General features: G+C 65.7%; 14 protein-coding genes. 7 read left to right on the top strand and 7 right to left on the bottom strand.

Features of this window, described 5'->3' with window-relative positions:
- Positions 1-13: 13 nt before the first annotated feature.
- Positions 14-1162 carry a hypothetical protein gene (locus tag JOF56_RS53875; protein WP_209647162.1) on the bottom strand — a complete coding sequence of 383 codons (1149 nt, stop codon included), beginning with the start codon at positions 1160-1162 and terminating at the stop codon, positions 14-16.
- A gap of 61 nt (positions 1163-1223) precedes the next feature.
- Between JOF56_RS53875 and JOF56_RS53870 the strand changes: the two genes are divergently transcribed.
- On the top strand, positions 1224-3284 hold the full coding sequence (locus tag JOF56_RS53870) for a tetratricopeptide repeat protein (RefSeq protein WP_209647161.1): 2061 nt from the start codon (positions 1224-1226) through the stop codon (positions 3282-3284).
- Here JOF56_RS53870 and JOF56_RS53865 read toward each other — a convergent pair.
- The 3 genes from JOF56_RS53865 to JOF56_RS53855 all read right to left on the bottom strand — a co-directional run bounded on the left by JOF56_RS53865 (position 3271) and on the right by JOF56_RS53855 (position 6041).
- Positions 3271-3855, bottom strand: coding sequence for a TetR/AcrR family transcriptional regulator (locus JOF56_RS53865; RefSeq protein ID WP_209647160.1), 585 nt, complete (start codon positions 3853-3855; stop codon positions 3271-3273). The genes JOF56_RS53870 and JOF56_RS53865 overlap by 14 nt on opposite strands.
- Entirely contained in the window at positions 3839-4729 is an 891-nt protein-coding gene (locus JOF56_RS53860; RefSeq protein WP_209647159.1) for a class I SAM-dependent methyltransferase, read from the bottom strand. The genes JOF56_RS53865 and JOF56_RS53860 overlap by 17 nt, the downstream gene beginning before the upstream one ends.
- A gap of 70 nt (positions 4730-4799) precedes the next feature.
- Positions 4800-6041, bottom strand: coding sequence for a PucR family transcriptional regulator (locus JOF56_RS53855; RefSeq protein ID WP_209647158.1), 1242 nt, complete (start codon positions 6039-6041; stop codon positions 4800-4802).
- A gap of 268 nt (positions 6042-6309) precedes the next feature.
- Between JOF56_RS53855 and JOF56_RS53850 the strand changes: the two genes are divergently transcribed.
- Positions 6310-7491, top strand: coding sequence for a lipase family protein (locus tag JOF56_RS53850; protein ID WP_209647157.1), 1182 nt, complete (start codon positions 6310-6312; stop codon positions 7489-7491).
- Positions 7492-7550: 59 nt separating this feature from the next.
- Here JOF56_RS53850 and JOF56_RS53845 read toward each other — a convergent pair whose 3' ends face one another.
- Positions 7551-9545 (bottom strand): fibronectin type III domain-containing protein, encoded by a 1995-nt coding sequence (locus JOF56_RS53845; RefSeq protein WP_209647156.1) that lies wholly within the window; start codon positions 9543-9545, stop codon positions 7551-7553.
- 430 nt (positions 9546-9975) lie between these two features.
- A complete protein-coding gene (locus tag JOF56_RS53840; RefSeq protein ID WP_307855697.1) occupies positions 9976-11226 on the bottom strand; it encodes a PucR family transcriptional regulator in 1251 nt (416 codons plus the stop codon).
- Between the two features lie 190 nt (positions 11227-11416).
- Between JOF56_RS53840 and JOF56_RS53835 the strand changes: the two genes are divergently transcribed.
- The 5 genes from JOF56_RS53835 (at position 11417) to JOF56_RS59260 (ending at position 14992) form a co-directional block, all read left to right on the top strand.
- Entirely contained in the window at positions 11417-11959 is a 543-nt protein-coding gene (locus tag JOF56_RS53835; RefSeq protein WP_209647155.1) for a hypothetical protein, read from the top strand.
- Positions 11960-12022: 63 nt separating this feature from the next.
- Positions 12023-13243: a sensor histidine kinase gene (locus JOF56_RS53830; RefSeq protein WP_209647154.1), complete on the top strand. Its 1221-nt coding sequence runs from the start codon at positions 12023-12025 to the stop codon at positions 13241-13243.
- Positions 13228-13875 carry a response regulator transcription factor gene (locus tag JOF56_RS53825; protein WP_209647153.1) on the top strand — a complete coding sequence of 216 codons (648 nt, stop codon included), beginning with the start codon at positions 13228-13230 and terminating at the stop codon, positions 13873-13875. Before JOF56_RS53830 ends, JOF56_RS53825 begins: the two co-directional genes overlap by 16 nt.
- Positions 13876-13971: 96 nt before the next feature.
- Positions 13972-14505, top strand: coding sequence for a hypothetical protein (locus JOF56_RS53820; protein WP_209647152.1), 534 nt, complete (start codon positions 13972-13974; stop codon positions 14503-14505).
- 112 nt (positions 14506-14617) lie between these two features.
- Positions 14618-14992, top strand: coding sequence for a DUF397 domain-containing protein (locus JOF56_RS59260; protein ID WP_307855696.1), 375 nt, complete (start codon positions 14618-14620; stop codon positions 14990-14992).
- 43 nt (positions 14993-15035) lie between these two features.
- Here the strand turns inward: JOF56_RS59260 and JOF56_RS53810 are convergent, their stop codons facing one another.
- A complete protein-coding gene (locus JOF56_RS53810; protein ID WP_209647151.1) occupies positions 15036-15617 on the bottom strand; it encodes a TetR/AcrR family transcriptional regulator in 582 nt (193 codons plus the stop codon).
- Positions 15618-15668 lie beyond the last annotated feature (51 nt).

Below are 15668 nucleotides of genomic sequence, written 5' to 3'. Positions count from 1 at the left end.
GCCGGGCCTGCTGTCAGCCAGGTACCAGGGCACCGAGGAAGGCGGTGTTCGTACTGGTGGCGGAGACCGGAGTTCCTGCTGGGTCGACGCACTGCACCCGGATTCCGGTGTTGTTCCAGAACGCGACCGAGCACGAGACCGGCCCGGCGCCGAACGCGGTCACCTGGACGTCACCGTTGTCCAGGGGCGGCATGGGCGCGGTGAGCGTGGCGGGTACGCCGGGGATTACTCCCCAGGCGAGGCCGGTTGGCCTGCCGTTGGCGAACCGCCATGTGGTGCTTACTCCCGGGCCGCGCAAGTCGAACCACGCATACAACGACTCGAGGTCGTACCAGGCGCCGACGATGTTGCCTTTGGCCACGTAGGTGACGGTGAAGGTGGTGTTGGCGGGGACTCCGGCAGGGGAGTAACACTGGACGCCGATCTTGTGGTCCGGGCCCGCAAGCCAGGAGCCGGCGACCTTGCACCAGTTGGCGTCCTGGCCCTGAGCGGTCACTTGCTCGGTGCCGTTGCTCACGTTGATTCCCGGCAAGGTCACTTCGTAGGAACCCGGGGGACCGACAGACGTCACGGTGTTGACCCCGCCGGTCGAATTGTGCTGTCCGGCAGGCGAAATGTACGCGAATGGGTAGTAGGTGCTCGTCAGGCTCGTGTAGGACGCGGTGAACTGGCTGTCCTTCAGCGCTCCGGCGAGGTCGTAACAGCGCACGATCAGTATTTGGCCCTCCGGCCAGGTTTGGGTGCTGATCAGTTTGCACCTGGTCTTGGCGTCCCACCCGTACGCGGTCACGTGTGCGACGCCACCGCCGGCGTTGAGTTCTTTGAGCAGGACGGCGTACGTTCCGGTGCCCATGTGGGTCACGAGGTTGTTCGGGCCGGCCACCGAGTTGAACTGGTAGGCCGGGCTTGGCGTGTACCAGGTGTCCAGCGGGCTGGCCGCCAAGTCCGCCCATACCCAGCCGTATCCACGTACTGCTGCGGGGCGTGCCGGTGTTGTCACAGGGATGCAGATCCGCTTCATGACTCCTTCCGGGATGTAGCACCTCTCTGCCTCCGCGGACGCCGGACCGGCGGGTAACAGCGCCGCCAGCAGGACGGCGACCAGTGCCGCCCACCATCGTGCGGGATGTCTTGCCTGTTCGGGCAATTCTTGGTGTGTCACGAATGTCCTCCCCGTGCCTGCTTCGGTGCCGTGCTCGGCCTGCGGTCTAGCCTGCGAAGGGGTGTCAGGGTTGAATCAGGGTTCGCTCAAAGCCCTGGCGGAGGCCGACGTGTCCAGTGCTGCCGAACTCCTTGAGCAGGACGGCGACCGGATGCTCGCCGCAGCCGGTGCGTCGCATGTGCTCGAACTTCTCGGCACCGTGGCACCCGCGGACATGACCAAGCGGCTGCATTTGTTGCGTGGCGAAGCACTTGCGCTCTGCGGGCACATCGAAAGCGCGCGAGCCGTCTACGACATGTATGACGATGGCGGTGTACTCGACCCCTCATTGGCCCGGTTGGTCGGCCATCTGGAGTACAAGCAGGGCCGCCCGGCAGCGGCGCTGGCGGCGTACGAACGCGGCAGGTTCGACCGCGGCACGACCGCGCCGGAGGCGTTGCTGCTGGCTTGGATGTCCACCGCGCACTGGGCGCTTGGCAATCAGGACGAATGCCGGCAACTGGCGTCCTCGGCGTGGCGGGTGGCCGGGATCTGCCAGGACAGCCGGGCGCTGGCCGCGGCTCATGTCGCCTTGGGCTTTGCGGCTGAGATGCGTGGCGAGGCGGCGGCCGAGCAGAGTCATTACGAGCGGGCGCTGGAGATCGCCGAGACAGCGGGCGATTTGGTCGAATGTGCCCGGATCAGGACGAATCTGTCGTCACGACTGCTCGGCGAGGGCAGGTTCGCCGACGCGCTGGCGGTGGGTGAGATCGCGGTCCGGCAAGCCGAGACCGTGGACTACCGGACAGTGCTGGGCCTCGCGTTGTGCAACAGCGGAGACGCGCTGAAACGCCTTGGCCGCCTGGATGAGGCGTTCTCTCGGTTTGAGCAAGCGCTTGCTGTGGAACATCGCAACTCCTCGCAGCGCCTGGCCTACCCACTGTCCCGGCTCGGCGACGTGTATCGCCTGCGAGGCAGGACAAATCTGGCACTCGCGGCCTACGAGGAGGCCGTCCGGATGGCCGTCGAACGCCAGGGCCTGGTACCTGCCTTGACCGGTCTGGCTGTGTTGCTGACGCCGTCTGATCCCGTTGCGGCCAAACAGTTCGCGCTCCGCGCCCGGGCGCTCGCGGTCGGCCCGGCGGTGATCAGGACTGTGCTCGCACTCGGCTGGGCCGAGCACACCGCGGGCCAGGACGCCACGAACCTGGCTGCCGAGGCGGCCGAACTGGCCCGGCTGCACCGGGACAAAGCTCGTCTCGCCGAAGCGCTCGAACTGGTGGCTGCGACCAGCCCTCGCCCGGCCGCAGCTCGCCGGGCGCTCATGGAGGCTCGAGATATCTGGCGCGACACCGGAGCACGGCTGGACGAATTGCGTGTGTCGGCCGTGCTCGGCACCTTGCCAGACGCCCACGACACCGAACGCGCCTTGGCCCGTGTCGCCCGCGCATGCCTTGCCAGCCAAGGGATTCGGCTGCCCGGTTCGGGCGAGGCCGTGACGGTTCGGACACTCGGCCGATTCGAAGTGCGTGTCGCGGGCGAGCCGGTCGCAGCCTGGCAGTCCCGCAAGGCCCGTGACCTGTTGCGGATCCTGATCGTCCGGCGTGGCCGTGGAATAGCCCGTGAGGAACTCGGCCGGCTGCTCTGGGGCGAGGACTCCGGCAAGGTCGCCCACCGGCTCTCGGTCGCCCTGTCGACCCTGCGCACCACCTTGGATCCCCAGCTCATCGTCGCCGACCAGGCCACAGTCGCCCTGGACAGAACGAAACTCACCCTCGACATCGAAGACTTCTTCCTCGACGCCGAAGAAGGCCTCCGCCGCACCGACCGCACAATGCTGACCGCCGCCGAGTCCGCCTACACAGGCGACTTGTTCGAAGACGAACCTTACGACGACTGGGCAGTCTCACTGCGCGAGCAAGCGCGTGCGACCTATCTCCGTGTGGCCCGGACACTGGTTCGGCTCGCACCGGACGTGGACGAGGCCGTGCACTACCTACATCGTCTGCTCGCCAAGGATCCCTACGACGAACAGGCCCACGCCGACCTCGTCGACACCCTGACCAAAGCCGGACGCCACGGCGAAGCGGCCCGCGCTCGTACCCGCTTCACCCAGGCCATGCACCAACTCATGACCGGTTGAGCAGGTGCAGCAGACTGTTGACGGTGTCCCGGTACTTCTGGGGATCAAGGTCAGGCTCCCAGGAGCGCTGAAGCAGGAAGCCCTGGATGACGGCGAGCAGGACCCGCGCGAACATGTCCGGGTCGACGCCTGCCGGCAATGGGGCGTCGGCGAGGACACTGGCGACGTCTTTGAGTGGGGCCAGTCCTTCGGTCACTATCTGCCGCAGCCGTTCGTCATGTTGAGCACGGGCCCAGATGTGCACGGCCACGCGACGACGTTGCGCCTCCGCGGGGTCGGCCACCCAGTCGAAGTACGCGTTCATGAACTGCCGCAGTCCGTCGGGGAAGCCGACCGTCATCGCGTCGGCCAGCAAGGCCTTTTCGTGCTCGTGCCGTTCGGTGGCGACCGCCTCGATGATCGCTTCCTTGCTGTCGAAGTAGCGGTAGATGGCACCGGCGCTCATCCCGGACTCGGCGATGATGTCCTGCATGGACGCCCCGTCCGGGCCAGCCTTCTCGAAAGAGGCCATTGCCGCGTCCAGGATCCGTTGGCGCTGCGCGGCCCGGCGTTGCTCAGAGATGCGTGGCATCGGTGCTCCGGATGACGTCGGCGATCGCGATTCGGTAGAGCTGTGAACCTTGCTCGCGGCGGTGCTGCGCGGCGAACCAGGTTTGCCCGGCGTCGAAGGCCGAGACATCCGCACGCAGTCTGAAACCGCGCTCGGCCAGGAACTCGCCCACCTGTGTGGGCAACAACCCGAAGGTCCACGGCTCGCCCGCCCGGGCGACGGCCCGTACCCACCGTCGTGCCTCCGGGAACGGGCTCGGCTCATGCAGCGCACGAGCGTCGACGTAGGTGAGCACAAGTGACCCGCCGAGTTTTCTCAGCACAGCAAGGGTGGCATCGACCGCGTCGGCAGTGAGGTAGTTCGTGACGCCCTCCCACACGAACACCGCCGCAGCCGCCGGATCGAACCCGTTGCCGGCCAAGGCCATCGCCAGGTCGTCCACCTCGAAATCGACCGGCACATAGCTGACGTGGCCGGACCGCAGCCCGAGCCGGTCGACCGCGTCGCGTTTCGCCGACTGGGTGGCGGGATGATCGACTTCGAACACCCGGCATCCGGCCAGCGCCGGAAGGCGGTGAGCGCGTGTGTCGAAGCCCGCGCCCAGCAGAACGCACTGCGTTGCGCCGCTCATCGCCGCCACGACCGCATCATCGATCACCTTGGTGCGTGCCACGGCAGACGACCGTGGCCCCGGCCCAGCCACCAGGTCGTACAGACCCGTCACCAGCCCTCGTAGTACAGGCACCCGGCTGGCCTCCGCCAACACCCGCAACCACAGCCTCAGAAACCCTGCGGCATAAGGATCACAGAACAGCCGCCGCCCAGGCGGGCGGTAGGACTCGAATGCCCGCAGCAGGGCCACGGTCTCAGCGGTGAAACTCGAACGGGACTCCATAGCGAATGAATGTTCGCTTAAACCGTCGCCGCGCGCAACCCCGCGATCGAGGAAACGTCATCCACGCAGGTCAGGCTGTGTTCGGTCCAGTCTTGGTCGGTTGGCGCCGGTACAGGAGCTGTCTGGTGCGCAGGGCGATTTCGAGGTTGAGGCGTTCAGCTGGGTCGTTGAGGCGGTCGCCGAGCAGTTCGGTGAGCTGGTGGATGCGGTAGCGGACGGTTTGGGGGTGGATGCCGAGGCGGTTGGCTATTTCGTTGATTCCGCCGCCGCTGCCGAGCCAGACATGCAATGTGGACATCAGTCTGTCGCGTTGCTTTTCGGTCAGGTCGGCGAAGGGGCTGAGGGCGCGGCGGACGAGGCGGCCGGCCAGGAATTCGTCCGACAACAGGAGCAGGGTCGAGAGGTGGTCCCGGCACCAGGTGATCGGTTGCTGGGGCAGGGCACGGCGCTGGACGAGGGTCAGGGCTGTGCGGGCGCAACGCAGGGAGTGGCGTGCGTTCTCCAGGGGCGCTGCCGGGCCGATGGCGGCGCGGCGTCCGCGTAGTTCGCTGGCAAGGCGGCTGAGGTGCAGTTCGGGCTCGGCCACCACCAGGCATGGCTCGGCGCTTTCCAGGTCGACGAGTACCTGGGGGCCGAGCGCGGTCGCGGGGAGCTGGTGCTGGTCCTCGCGGTATTCCAGGGCGATCACGGCGAGCTGGTCGGGCAGTGTCCAGCCGGTCATGGCGGCCAGTTCGGCGATGCTTTCCCTGGACGCCTGGGGTTTGGCGAGAATCATCTTGAGCAGTTGCTGGCGTCTGCGCTCCCGTGCGCCGCCTGCGCGTGCCTGTGCTTCGGTATAGCCCTCGACGGCGACGGCGGACAGCTCGTCGACATAGGCGAAGATGGCGTCGGCCGCGGCGAAGAGAGTGTCGGGTTCTATGCCGAGGGCTCGGCCTTCGGTGGACAGGTGCCGCCAGGCGACGCGGCCGCCGATGCGGACGGCGGTCTGTAACGCGTCCATCGTGCGGCCCTGCAGGAACTCCACTTTGCCGGTGTAACGGAAGAACTTCAGCCAGTCGCTACGACATGACGGGCTGGTGCCGATGGTGTCGTAGCACTCCTCGATGGCCGTCTGGACACCGCCGACGAGCATCTCGCCGAACTTGCCTTCCAGCGGCTGGCGGTAGGCCGGGACCGCGCGCTGGATCTCCACGATCATGTCGCGGACCATCTGGCCCAGGTGCGGCCGCATCCGCTCGGCGAGCTCTCTCGGCACGGCCGTGAGCGCCTGCTGGCTGGGCGTGCCCACGGCACGGTCGAGCTCAGTCGTCATGTCGGCACTCCTGTGGCAGGAAGTGGATACGTTCTCCCGACCATAAATTCGCCCCCCAATTGTGTCAACGAGAGGCAATTATCCAGTCGTGACAGTCTGTTCGGTGACAACTTGTCAAAACGTGCTAAAGACCCCCCGTTTGGCCTGGTGGAAGGCCTGTTTCGGGGCTACGAATACGGCCGTTGGAATTGTTTGTCCGTGACAGTTTGCATGAATTGTTACTCGCGAGTAAGTTTCATTTTATCGCCCCCTTTTCTGGAGACTTCAGATGCGAAACCGAGAACGTGTGGCGGCCGTGATCCTTGCCATGATCGCGTCAGTCACCATCGCCCCCGCCATGGCTGCCGATCCTGGCCCTGCCGACGACAGTTTCTATGTCCCGCCAACGCCTTTGCCGCCTGGCGCGCCCGGAGACATCATCCGCTGGCGCCTCTCACAGGCAGGCCCGGTCAAGTCCACAGTGAACGCCTGGCAAGTGATGTACCGGTCGACCAACGCGTTGGGGCAGCCCAACGCGGTGACCGGAACAGTGCTGATCGCCAAGCGTGTCAACCCGTCGACCGCCCCCATCGTCGGACTCGCCCCAGGCACCCACGGCCCTGCCTTCAGGTGCGCCCCCTCGCGGATGATCGATGTCGGCGCGTTCTACGAGCAACCCGCCCTCAACGACATGCTGAACGCCGGATACGCGGTCGCGATCACCGACTACGAGGGCTACATGCCCAATCCCAGAACGACTTACGTGGTCGGACAGTCCATGGGACACGCGATGATCGACGCCATCCGTGCGGCCCAACGGCTGCCCGAGGCCGGGCTGTCCGCCAGTGCCAAAGTCGCCTTCCGCGGGTACTCGCAGGGCGGCGGCGCCGCGATGTGGGCAGGTGAGCAGCAACCCGGCTATGCGCCGGAACTCAACCTCGTCGGCGTGGTCGGCGGCGGTGTGCCTGCGGACCTGACGCAGGTCGCGTTGCCGTTGGACGGCAAGCCGGGGTTCGGCCTGCTCATGTACTCGCTGATCGGGCTCGACGCGGCGTACCCCGATCTGAGGCTCGATTCCTACCTCAACGACGCGGGCCGCGCACTGGTCACGCAGATGCAGAATGACGCCTGTACGCTGGAGCTTCTGGTGCGGTACAAGGGGAAACGGTTGATCGACTACACCACCGGCAGCCCGGTGCTCACGCCGTCATGGCTGGCCCGGGTCGCCGAGAACAAGCTCGGCACAAACCCGATCAATGTCCCGGTCCTGCAGTACCACGCCACCAACGATGAACTCGTCGACTACTCGCAGGCGCAGGCCCTGCGCAACGCCTACTGTGCCAAAGGCGTGAAGCTGACCTGGAAAACGCAGGCCACCGACCACATAACCCTGGTGTACTACGGAAACGAGGACGCCAAGGCCTTCATCGCCGACCGCTTCGCCGGCCGGCCTCCCATCACAACCTGCTGACCTGCTGAACATGGAAGTGGGGCCCGGGCACGACGTGCCCGGGCCCCACGGCCTTTGGGTTACCGCTTCTTGGGTTTCATGAGGTGCCTGGCGGCGTTCTTGGGGGTGAGGGTGATCTGGATGGTGTTGCCGGGGCCTGCGGTCAGGGCACTGATGATGTCGTTGAGGAAACCGCAGCCCTTGAGCGCCGCCAGCGTGTACTCACCGGTCAGCTTCCCGCCTGCCAGCGGGTCGAAGTTCGGGCCGGACGTCAGGTTGATGTCCGACGGGGTGGCCGTCTTGCAGTCGGCCGACTGGCTGATGGGGAAGCCGAACACGCTGATCTGCGGCAGTTTCACGGTCACCTTGGAGCTCGCGGTGAGCACGCCGCCGGTCAGGCTGCCGGTGGTCTTGCCCGCCTGCTCGAACTCGATCTTGGCGGTGGCCGGGAGGAAACCGAGGATCTTGAACTCGCCGGTGGTCGGGTTCAGGGTCAGATCCGCGGTGTAGTTGCCGGTCGCCAGGTCGAGCTCGGCGTCGATGGCACCGGCGAGGTTCGCGGTTCCGTTGGCTGCCTTGATGAACGACGAACCGGCCGCGGTGTAGCCGTACTTGATGGTGTTGCCACTGCCGGGCGCGGTGCGGGCGGTGACCGGAGCGCTGGCCGCGGACACGTTGCCGGCTGCGTCCTTGGCCTTGATCGTGAAGGTGTAGCTGGTGTTCGCGGTGAGGTTGCTGATTGTGGCTGACGTGCCGGTGACGCTGGTGGCGAGGGTGGTGCCGTTGTAGACGTCGTAGCCGGTGACGGCCACGTTGTCACGCGCGGCATCCCACGCCAGTGACACGCTGCTGGCAGTCGTACCGCTGGCACGGGGGTTGGCTGGCGCGCTGGGTGCTTCGGTGTCAGCGGCCGGCTGGGTCTTCGCGGTTACCGCAGCACTGGCTGGAGAAACGTTGCCGGCTGCGTCTTTGGCTTTCACCGTGAAGGTGTAGCTGGTGTTCGCGGTGAGGTTGCTGATTGTGGCTGACGTGCCGGTGACGCTGGTGGCGAGGGTGGTGCCGTTGTAGACGTCGTAGCCGGTGACGGCCACGTTGTCACGCGCGGCATCCCACGCCAGTGACACGCTGCTGGCAGTCGTACCGCTGGCACGGGGGTTGGCTGGCGCGCTGGGTGCTTCGGTGTCAGCGGCCGGCTGGGTCTTCGCGGTTACCGCAGCACTGGCTGGAGAAACGTTGCCGGCTGCGTCTTTGGCTTTCACCGTGAAGGTGTAGCTGGTGTTCGCGGTGAGGTTGCTGATCGTGGCCGACGTGCCGGTGACGCTGGTGGCGAGGGTGGTGCCGTTGTAGACGTCGTAACCAGTGACGCCCTTGTTGTCGCTGGCAGCGTCCCACGCGAGCGAGACACTGTTGGTGGTCGTGCCGGTGGCACGCGGGTTGCCTGGCGCGGTTGGTGCTTCGGTGTCGCCGGCCTCCGTGATCGTGATGCTGGCCAGTTCGTTGTTCTGGCCCGGATCCTGGGTGCACTGCGAGTCGAACTCACCCAGGCCGGTCAGTGTCCCGTCCGCCTTGCGGGGGATCAGGTGCAACTGCAGGCCGTTGACGGTGATCTTGGCGGTGCCCGCCTTGCTGAACGTCAGCGACGGTGCCTTGCCGTCGGCCGGGGCCTGGAACTCGCCCTGTGCCGGGATGTCGGTCTTGGCGATCGTGACCGGCACCTTCACCGGCAGGGTTCCCTCGGGCGCCGCCACGGTCGTGTCCGACACCGCGGAACCCTCGAGTGTCTTGGCCTGGACCAGGTTCAGGCCTTGGGTGGCGGTGGCGCTGACCGTGGAGACCGTCTTGATGACCAGTTCCGGGGTCGGCGCGCCGACCGGGATGGTCTTCGGGAGGTCCGTGTCGATCTTCACCTTCACCGGCTGGACGCCGATCAGGGGGAAGGGGCACTGGTAGTTCAGGGTCAGTGAGGCGGGGTCGGCCGTTGCGCTGCTTGTCCCCAGCACCACTGTGCCGGACACCACGGCTGCCGCGGCGGTGAGCGCCACACCCAGCCGGGTGAACCCTCTTCGATTGTTCACAATCTTCCTCCGTGTATCAACGATGATACGAAAACCGCGGGGTAAAAAGCCGCGGCCCGGCAGAGGGCTGGTTCAATCGCCGATTTGCCGGATGGAAGTAGCCTCGCCGTCGCGAGGCTACTGGCGAGTAAAGTAACTGCCATGAGTGAGCGTCGCAAGGGCTTCGCCCGTTCGCCTGCCGATTTGTCAGCCGGTGATATTCACGAGCGTGTGATTTTGGCTCTGATGGATAGACTGCCTGGTCACAGCCTTCTGCTTGGCTGTGGACAATCGCGTCGCCCGGCGTGCTCACGTTGTGACAAAAATCCGGCTTGGGATTGGCGACGTGATTATTCGCCGGTATCGTCCCGGCGGGCAGGGGTTCATTGTTCGGAAGGTGTCGATGCTGCTGGGAAATGTATTACCGGTCCGGGGGTGTACCTGAACGGCGTTACTGGTCGTCGAGGGGGACGCGTTCGGCTCGCAGGGCTACTTCCAGGTCGAAGCGGGCGTCGATGTCGTTGAGGCTGTCACCGAACAGGCGGGTCAGCTGACGCATCCGGTATCGCACGGTTTGCGGGTGCACGCTGAGTATTTCTGCCATCTCCACGGCCGTGCGCTGGGTCTGCAGCCAGATCAGCAGGGTTTCGCTGAGTGTCGCGCGCTGTGTGGGACTGAGGCCGTTCAACGGCGCCAGCACCCGGGTGGAGATCTGCTGGACCAGGAACCGGTCGTGCAGCAGCCACAGTGTCGGCAGGTGGTCGTCGAACCACGTCACCGTGGCGTCCGGCAGTGTGCCCCGGCGGACCAGGTGGGTGACACGCCTGGCCCACCGCAGGGAGATTCTGGCGTCGTCGAGGTCGGTGACCGGGCCGGCCGCGGCCCGCCAGCCGGGCAGGAACACCGGCAGCCGCTCCACCAGTTCCCGGTGTTCCTCGCCGACCAGCAGGCATGGGGCCGCGCCCTCCAGATCGACCAGGATGCGGCTGTCCAGCGACGGTTCCTCTGGGTCCGGCCACGCGTCACGGATGTCGAGCGAGACCGCGAGCACACGTTGCGGCAACGGCCAGCGAGCCGCTTCCGACAATTGCGAGAGTGCTTCTCTTGTGGCCCCCGCCAGCAGCAGTTCCAGCAACTGCCTTCGCCGGCGTTCCAAAGCTCCGGCCTCGCGGATTCGCGCGGATGCCTGCCCTTCGACGGCCAGTGCGGACAACTCGTCGATATACATGAAGATCGCTTCGGCGAGCAGGCACAGAGCGTCGGTCGGGATTCCGATTCTGGTGCCCTCGTCGACAACTCTTCGCCATGCGACCCGGGCGCCGACCCGGTACGCGGTCTGCAGGATGTCCAGAATCGGGCGGCCGGAGACGTCGTCGCGCAACGCGAGCTGACGAAACCGTTCGGCGGCATAGTCCTGCGGTGCCGTCGGGTCGGCCAGACGGTCGACGAACTGCGTGAGTGCCTGCTGGATGTAGCCGGCGATCCTTATGCCGCAGGCGTCGTCCAGTTGGTGGCCGAAAGCCGGGACGGCCCGCTGCAGCTCCTGCCAGATCTCGTCGGTCAGGTCCATGACCTGGGGCCGGAACAGCACGGCGAGCTCGGCCGGCAGCCGGGACCACAGATCGCCCGCGGCCCGGCCGCCGGGTGCGGGAGACCGGGCGGCAAAGGCGATCGGCAGATCGGGGTCGGGTGGTCCAGTCACCGTCGGCCTTTCTCCGGAACGGCTTTCCTTGAACCTAAAATTGATGTGCGTGGTTGTCAATTAGATGTATCTGCGTAATCTGGATGTCATTTTTGTTGCCTGGTGATGGTTTTGGGGGCCGACATTGTCCGGCCAGGCACGATGTCGCTAACTTCGCTATCACGTTCGCTTTCTCGCTCGAGGATAAAACATGAATCGTCTTGCAGTTGTCGGGACAGCTGTCGTCGTCGCCCTGACCGCCGGGTGTGGTTCGAGCCGTGACGAACCCAATGAGGCTGCGATCTCCTGGGCCGAGCAGATCTGTCAGACCATGGAATCCGGTGGCGCCAAGCTGTCCCGGTTGCCGCAGATCGATCCGGCGAACCCACGGCAGGCCACAGCGAGCCTGCAGGCGTATCTCGGTTCCCTGGCCGATTCGATCGAATCGGTGTCCATCAGGCTTGAGCAGGCCGGGCCGCCGCCCGTGACGGACGGTCAGGCCGCGGTCGACCGGGCCAGGACAACCCTGGGCACGATCCGCACCGCCCTGGGCTCCGCCCGCGACAAGCTCCAGCAAATGGCGGCCGGAGACCCGGAGTCGTTCCGCAAGGGGATGCAGGACGTGAGCACAGGGCTCGCTCCGCTGGGCGGCGCGGCCAACCCCATAGCGGACTTGCGGGCGAACAAGGAGCTGGACGCTGCCTTCGCCCACGCACCTGCCTGTCAGCGGGTGCCTGGCCGCAGGGAAGGGTAGGGCCAGGCCTACTTCAGGGCCGACCCGGCGGGCAATCGGCTTCACGTGTTGCACAGTGGACATATGAAGTCCTGGGTGGTGAGCGCTTGCGTGGGATTCGTGCGAGCGTGTGTCGTGGTGGTTGTGAGCATGCTGGTCCCGGCGGTGTGGGCTGCTGCCGTGGTGCTCGGGACCTGGTGGGCGGGCGACCCGTGGTCGTGGATACCGATTGTGTTCTGGGTGTGTTTCGGCACTTTCGCCCTGTCCCGCCCGGTTTGCCGGATGTTCCGTGCGCTGGTTGCAAAGTGGACAGACACCGTCATTCCGGACGGATACCGGCAAGAGGGCCCGGTGACACGGATGTCCACCGGGTACTGGTGGAACGGCATCTCGTACTCGCGCAGCAGTCGCGACGCCCGCCGGGAGTTGCAGTGGCGGACGCGATGGACTGATCCCGCCAACTGGCGTGACATACGGTTTGTGGCGATCGCACCGTTCACAGTGGGGCTGGTCGCGGCCATTCCGCCGGCCGGAATCGTGGCCGCCGTCCTTGGGTTCAGCCAACCGCTGGTCGCGGTGTTCGGCTTGGTCGTGGCCATTGCCAGCGCCCCATATGCCTGGAGATTCGTCGAGCCGGTGGCTGTTCGCTTGCTGCGTGCATCGCCGTCGATGATGCTGCAGGAGTTGACGGCCCAGCACGCCGATACGACAGTCGCGCAGGCCGCCGAGATTCGCCGGATCGAGCGGGATCTGCACGATGGCGCACAGGCTCGCCTGGTCGCGCTCGGGCTCTCGCTGGTGACCGCGGAGAAGCTGATGGAAACCAACCCGGCCAAGGCCAAGGCGCTGCTTCAGGAAGCTCGGGCGGGTGCCGCCACATCGCTGACCGAACTTCGCGAACTGGTCAGGGGAATCAGTCCACCGGTGCTCAACGAGCGAGGACTTGTCGACGCCGTTCGCGCTCTGGCTTTGGACAGCCCGCTCGAAACGAGAGTCACCGCCGATGGTGAGCTTCGCCTGGACCCGCCGATCGAGGCCGCGGTGTACTTCGGAATCGCGGAACTGCTGACCAATGCGGTCAAACACGCCCGTGCCACCCAGGCGCAGATCTCCATTGTCTCCGGCGTGAACGAGATCGTCGTCGATGTCGAAGACAACGGCCGGGGCGGGGCCGGCGTGCACCCGGGCGGTGGAATCGCAGGGCTACGCCGTCGGCTCGCTGCCTTCGACGGCACGTGTGAGATCACAAGCCCGGTCGGCGGACCAACCCGCGCGAGAATGGTGGTGCCATGCGAGTCGTTGTAGCCGAAGACCTTTACCTCCTGCGCGATGGGATGATCCGCTTCCTTGAGGCGTACGGGCACGAGGTGGTGGCGGTGGCGACCACCGGGCCCGAGACGCTCGACGCGATGCTGACGTGGCGGCCGGATGTCTCCATCGTCGACGTGCGCATGCCGCCGACCCAGTCCGACGAGGGCCTGCGGGCCGCGCTCGCCGCCCGCCGTGAACTACCCGGACTGCCCGTCCTGATCCTTTCCCAGCATGTCGAACAGTTGTATGCCCGCGAACTGCTGGCCGACGGCGCCGACGGCATCGGCTATTTCCTCAAGGAAAGCGTGTTCGACGCCGATCAGTTCATCGACGCACTGGAACGTGTCGCCGGCGGCGGGACCGCCATGGATCCGGTCGTCATCACCAAGCTGATGTCCAGCGGCTCCTCGAACAGGCTGTTGGAACGTCTCACCGAACGCGAACACGCCGTGCTCAGCCTGATGGCCGAAGGACTGTCCAATCAGGCCATCGGTCAACGGCTCTTCCTCAGCGAGAGCGCGATCAGCAAATACACCACCTCTATGTTCGGCAAACTCGGCATCACCGACGACGACAGCAGCAACCGCCGCGTCCTGGCCGTGCTGACCTACCTGAACAATCCCTGACGGGACCGTATTTGTGTCGTCGCCGTTCAGCGGCTGACTTCTGGTGCAGCAAATTGAGAAAGTGTCAGCGCTCGACGGAGAACGAAGGGAGACACCGTGAGACGCGCGCTGGCCGCAGTGTTGCTGACCCTTGGCATGATCGTGATCCCGGCAGGCACCGCGACCGCGGCCGCCGGTTGCAGCGCATCATCCTCGAAACAAGTGTCCGGCGGCTACCGAGTGACACTTTTCTGCTCAGGCAAGGGCTATGTCGACGGCTACGGCAGCACACTGACCGACGCCAACCGGGAAGCCCTGCTGTTGTACCAGATCTACACCGACCACGGCATCGACTGCACGGGAAGTTCAATCAAAGGAGTGACCGGCGGCCACCGAACCACCCTATGGTGTTCGCGCGGCGGTTACATCGACGGCTACGGAAGCACATTGACCGATGCCGCAAGCGAAGCCCGCGAACTGGTGCTACTCATGGCAATCACGGGCAAGAACTGCACGGGCTCCTCGACCAGAGGCGTTTCCGGAGGCTATGAGGTCACCTTGTGGTGCTCACGCGGCGGCTACATCGATGGCGTCGGCACGTTTCTGACCGACGCCGCCCGCAACGCCCGCTTCGCCGCAACAATCTCCTGACGCGCATACGCGAGGGCCTACATCGCTGCCCGGGATGACCGCGACCGGAAATCCCGGTCCCGGCTATCCCGGGTGGATGATGGACACCCTGTGCGAGCTTCCGGGAGTTTCCGTGACTGAGCCGACTTGGTATGAGGAAGGATTGCTCGACGAAGTAAGGGAGACCCACAAGCAGCCGTGGTACACAGCCTATGTTTCGAAGGGCTTGGGCTACGTCGATGTGGAGACAGCAGCCGCACAGGTTCTCCAGTTTCTGCCGCTCGAGATTCCGGGCCTGCTGCAGACTGAGGCCTACATTCGGGCCCTCTTCAGCACTACTCACAGCCGAAACGAGCAAGAGACCACAAGCGAGGTGCGCACCGTGGATCACCCTGCACTGGCTTGGCGGAAGAGCACCTATAGCAGCCATGGCACGAGCGGCGACTGTGTTGAGCTTGCCTGCTCACCACTCGCCACGGCTGTCCGGGATGCTCACCGTCCCGGCTGACTCCTGGAGCGTGTTTCTTACCGTAGTTCGGTAGGCGGCCTGGTCAAGGTTGGTTGGTGAGCAGGAGTTTGACCATGTTGTCGACGTGGGCGATGAGGGTTTCGCGGTCGGCGGCGAGTATTGCGGGTGTGCCGATTTTTCTGTGCAGGAAGCCGATGCCGGTGATCAGTGCGGCGAAGAGTTCGGCGCGCAGGGCGGCGTCGGGGCCGTCGAGGCGGGGGGCCAGTTCGTCGTCGAAGCCGCTGATGATCCTGTCGCGGATTATGTCGCGGATTGTGTCGTCGTTGGCGGCGGCGACGAGGGTGGAGATGCTGGTGTTGTCGGAGCCGGTCATGTCGAGGACGCGGGCGACCAGGATGGCGGGCAGGTCGGCCAGCGGTGTTTCGGTCATGAGGGTGTCCGGGGTGGTCGTGGCGTCGCTCGCTGCCTCGGCGAAGAGCTTTTCCTTGGAGCCGAAGTAGCGGTAGACCAGTGCCTGGTTGACGCCCGCGGCGGTGGCGACGTCCCGGGTGCTGGTGCCTTCCACGCCGTGCTGGGCCATCAATGTCCGCGCCGCCGTCAGCAGGGCCTCGCGGGTGGCGGCCGCGTCGCGGCGCCTTGGCCTGGGGTCACTGTCTGTGTTCATCGAGGCTTCCTGGGCGAATTAGTCGTTTGATGACTTTAGTGTAGACCAGCT

This window comes from Kibdelosporangium banguiense, from assembly GCF_017876405.1.
Classification (GTDB): domain Bacteria; phylum Actinomycetota; class Actinomycetes; order Mycobacteriales; family Pseudonocardiaceae; genus Kibdelosporangium; species Kibdelosporangium banguiense.
This window is presented reverse-complemented; position numbering and strand designations above follow the sequence as displayed.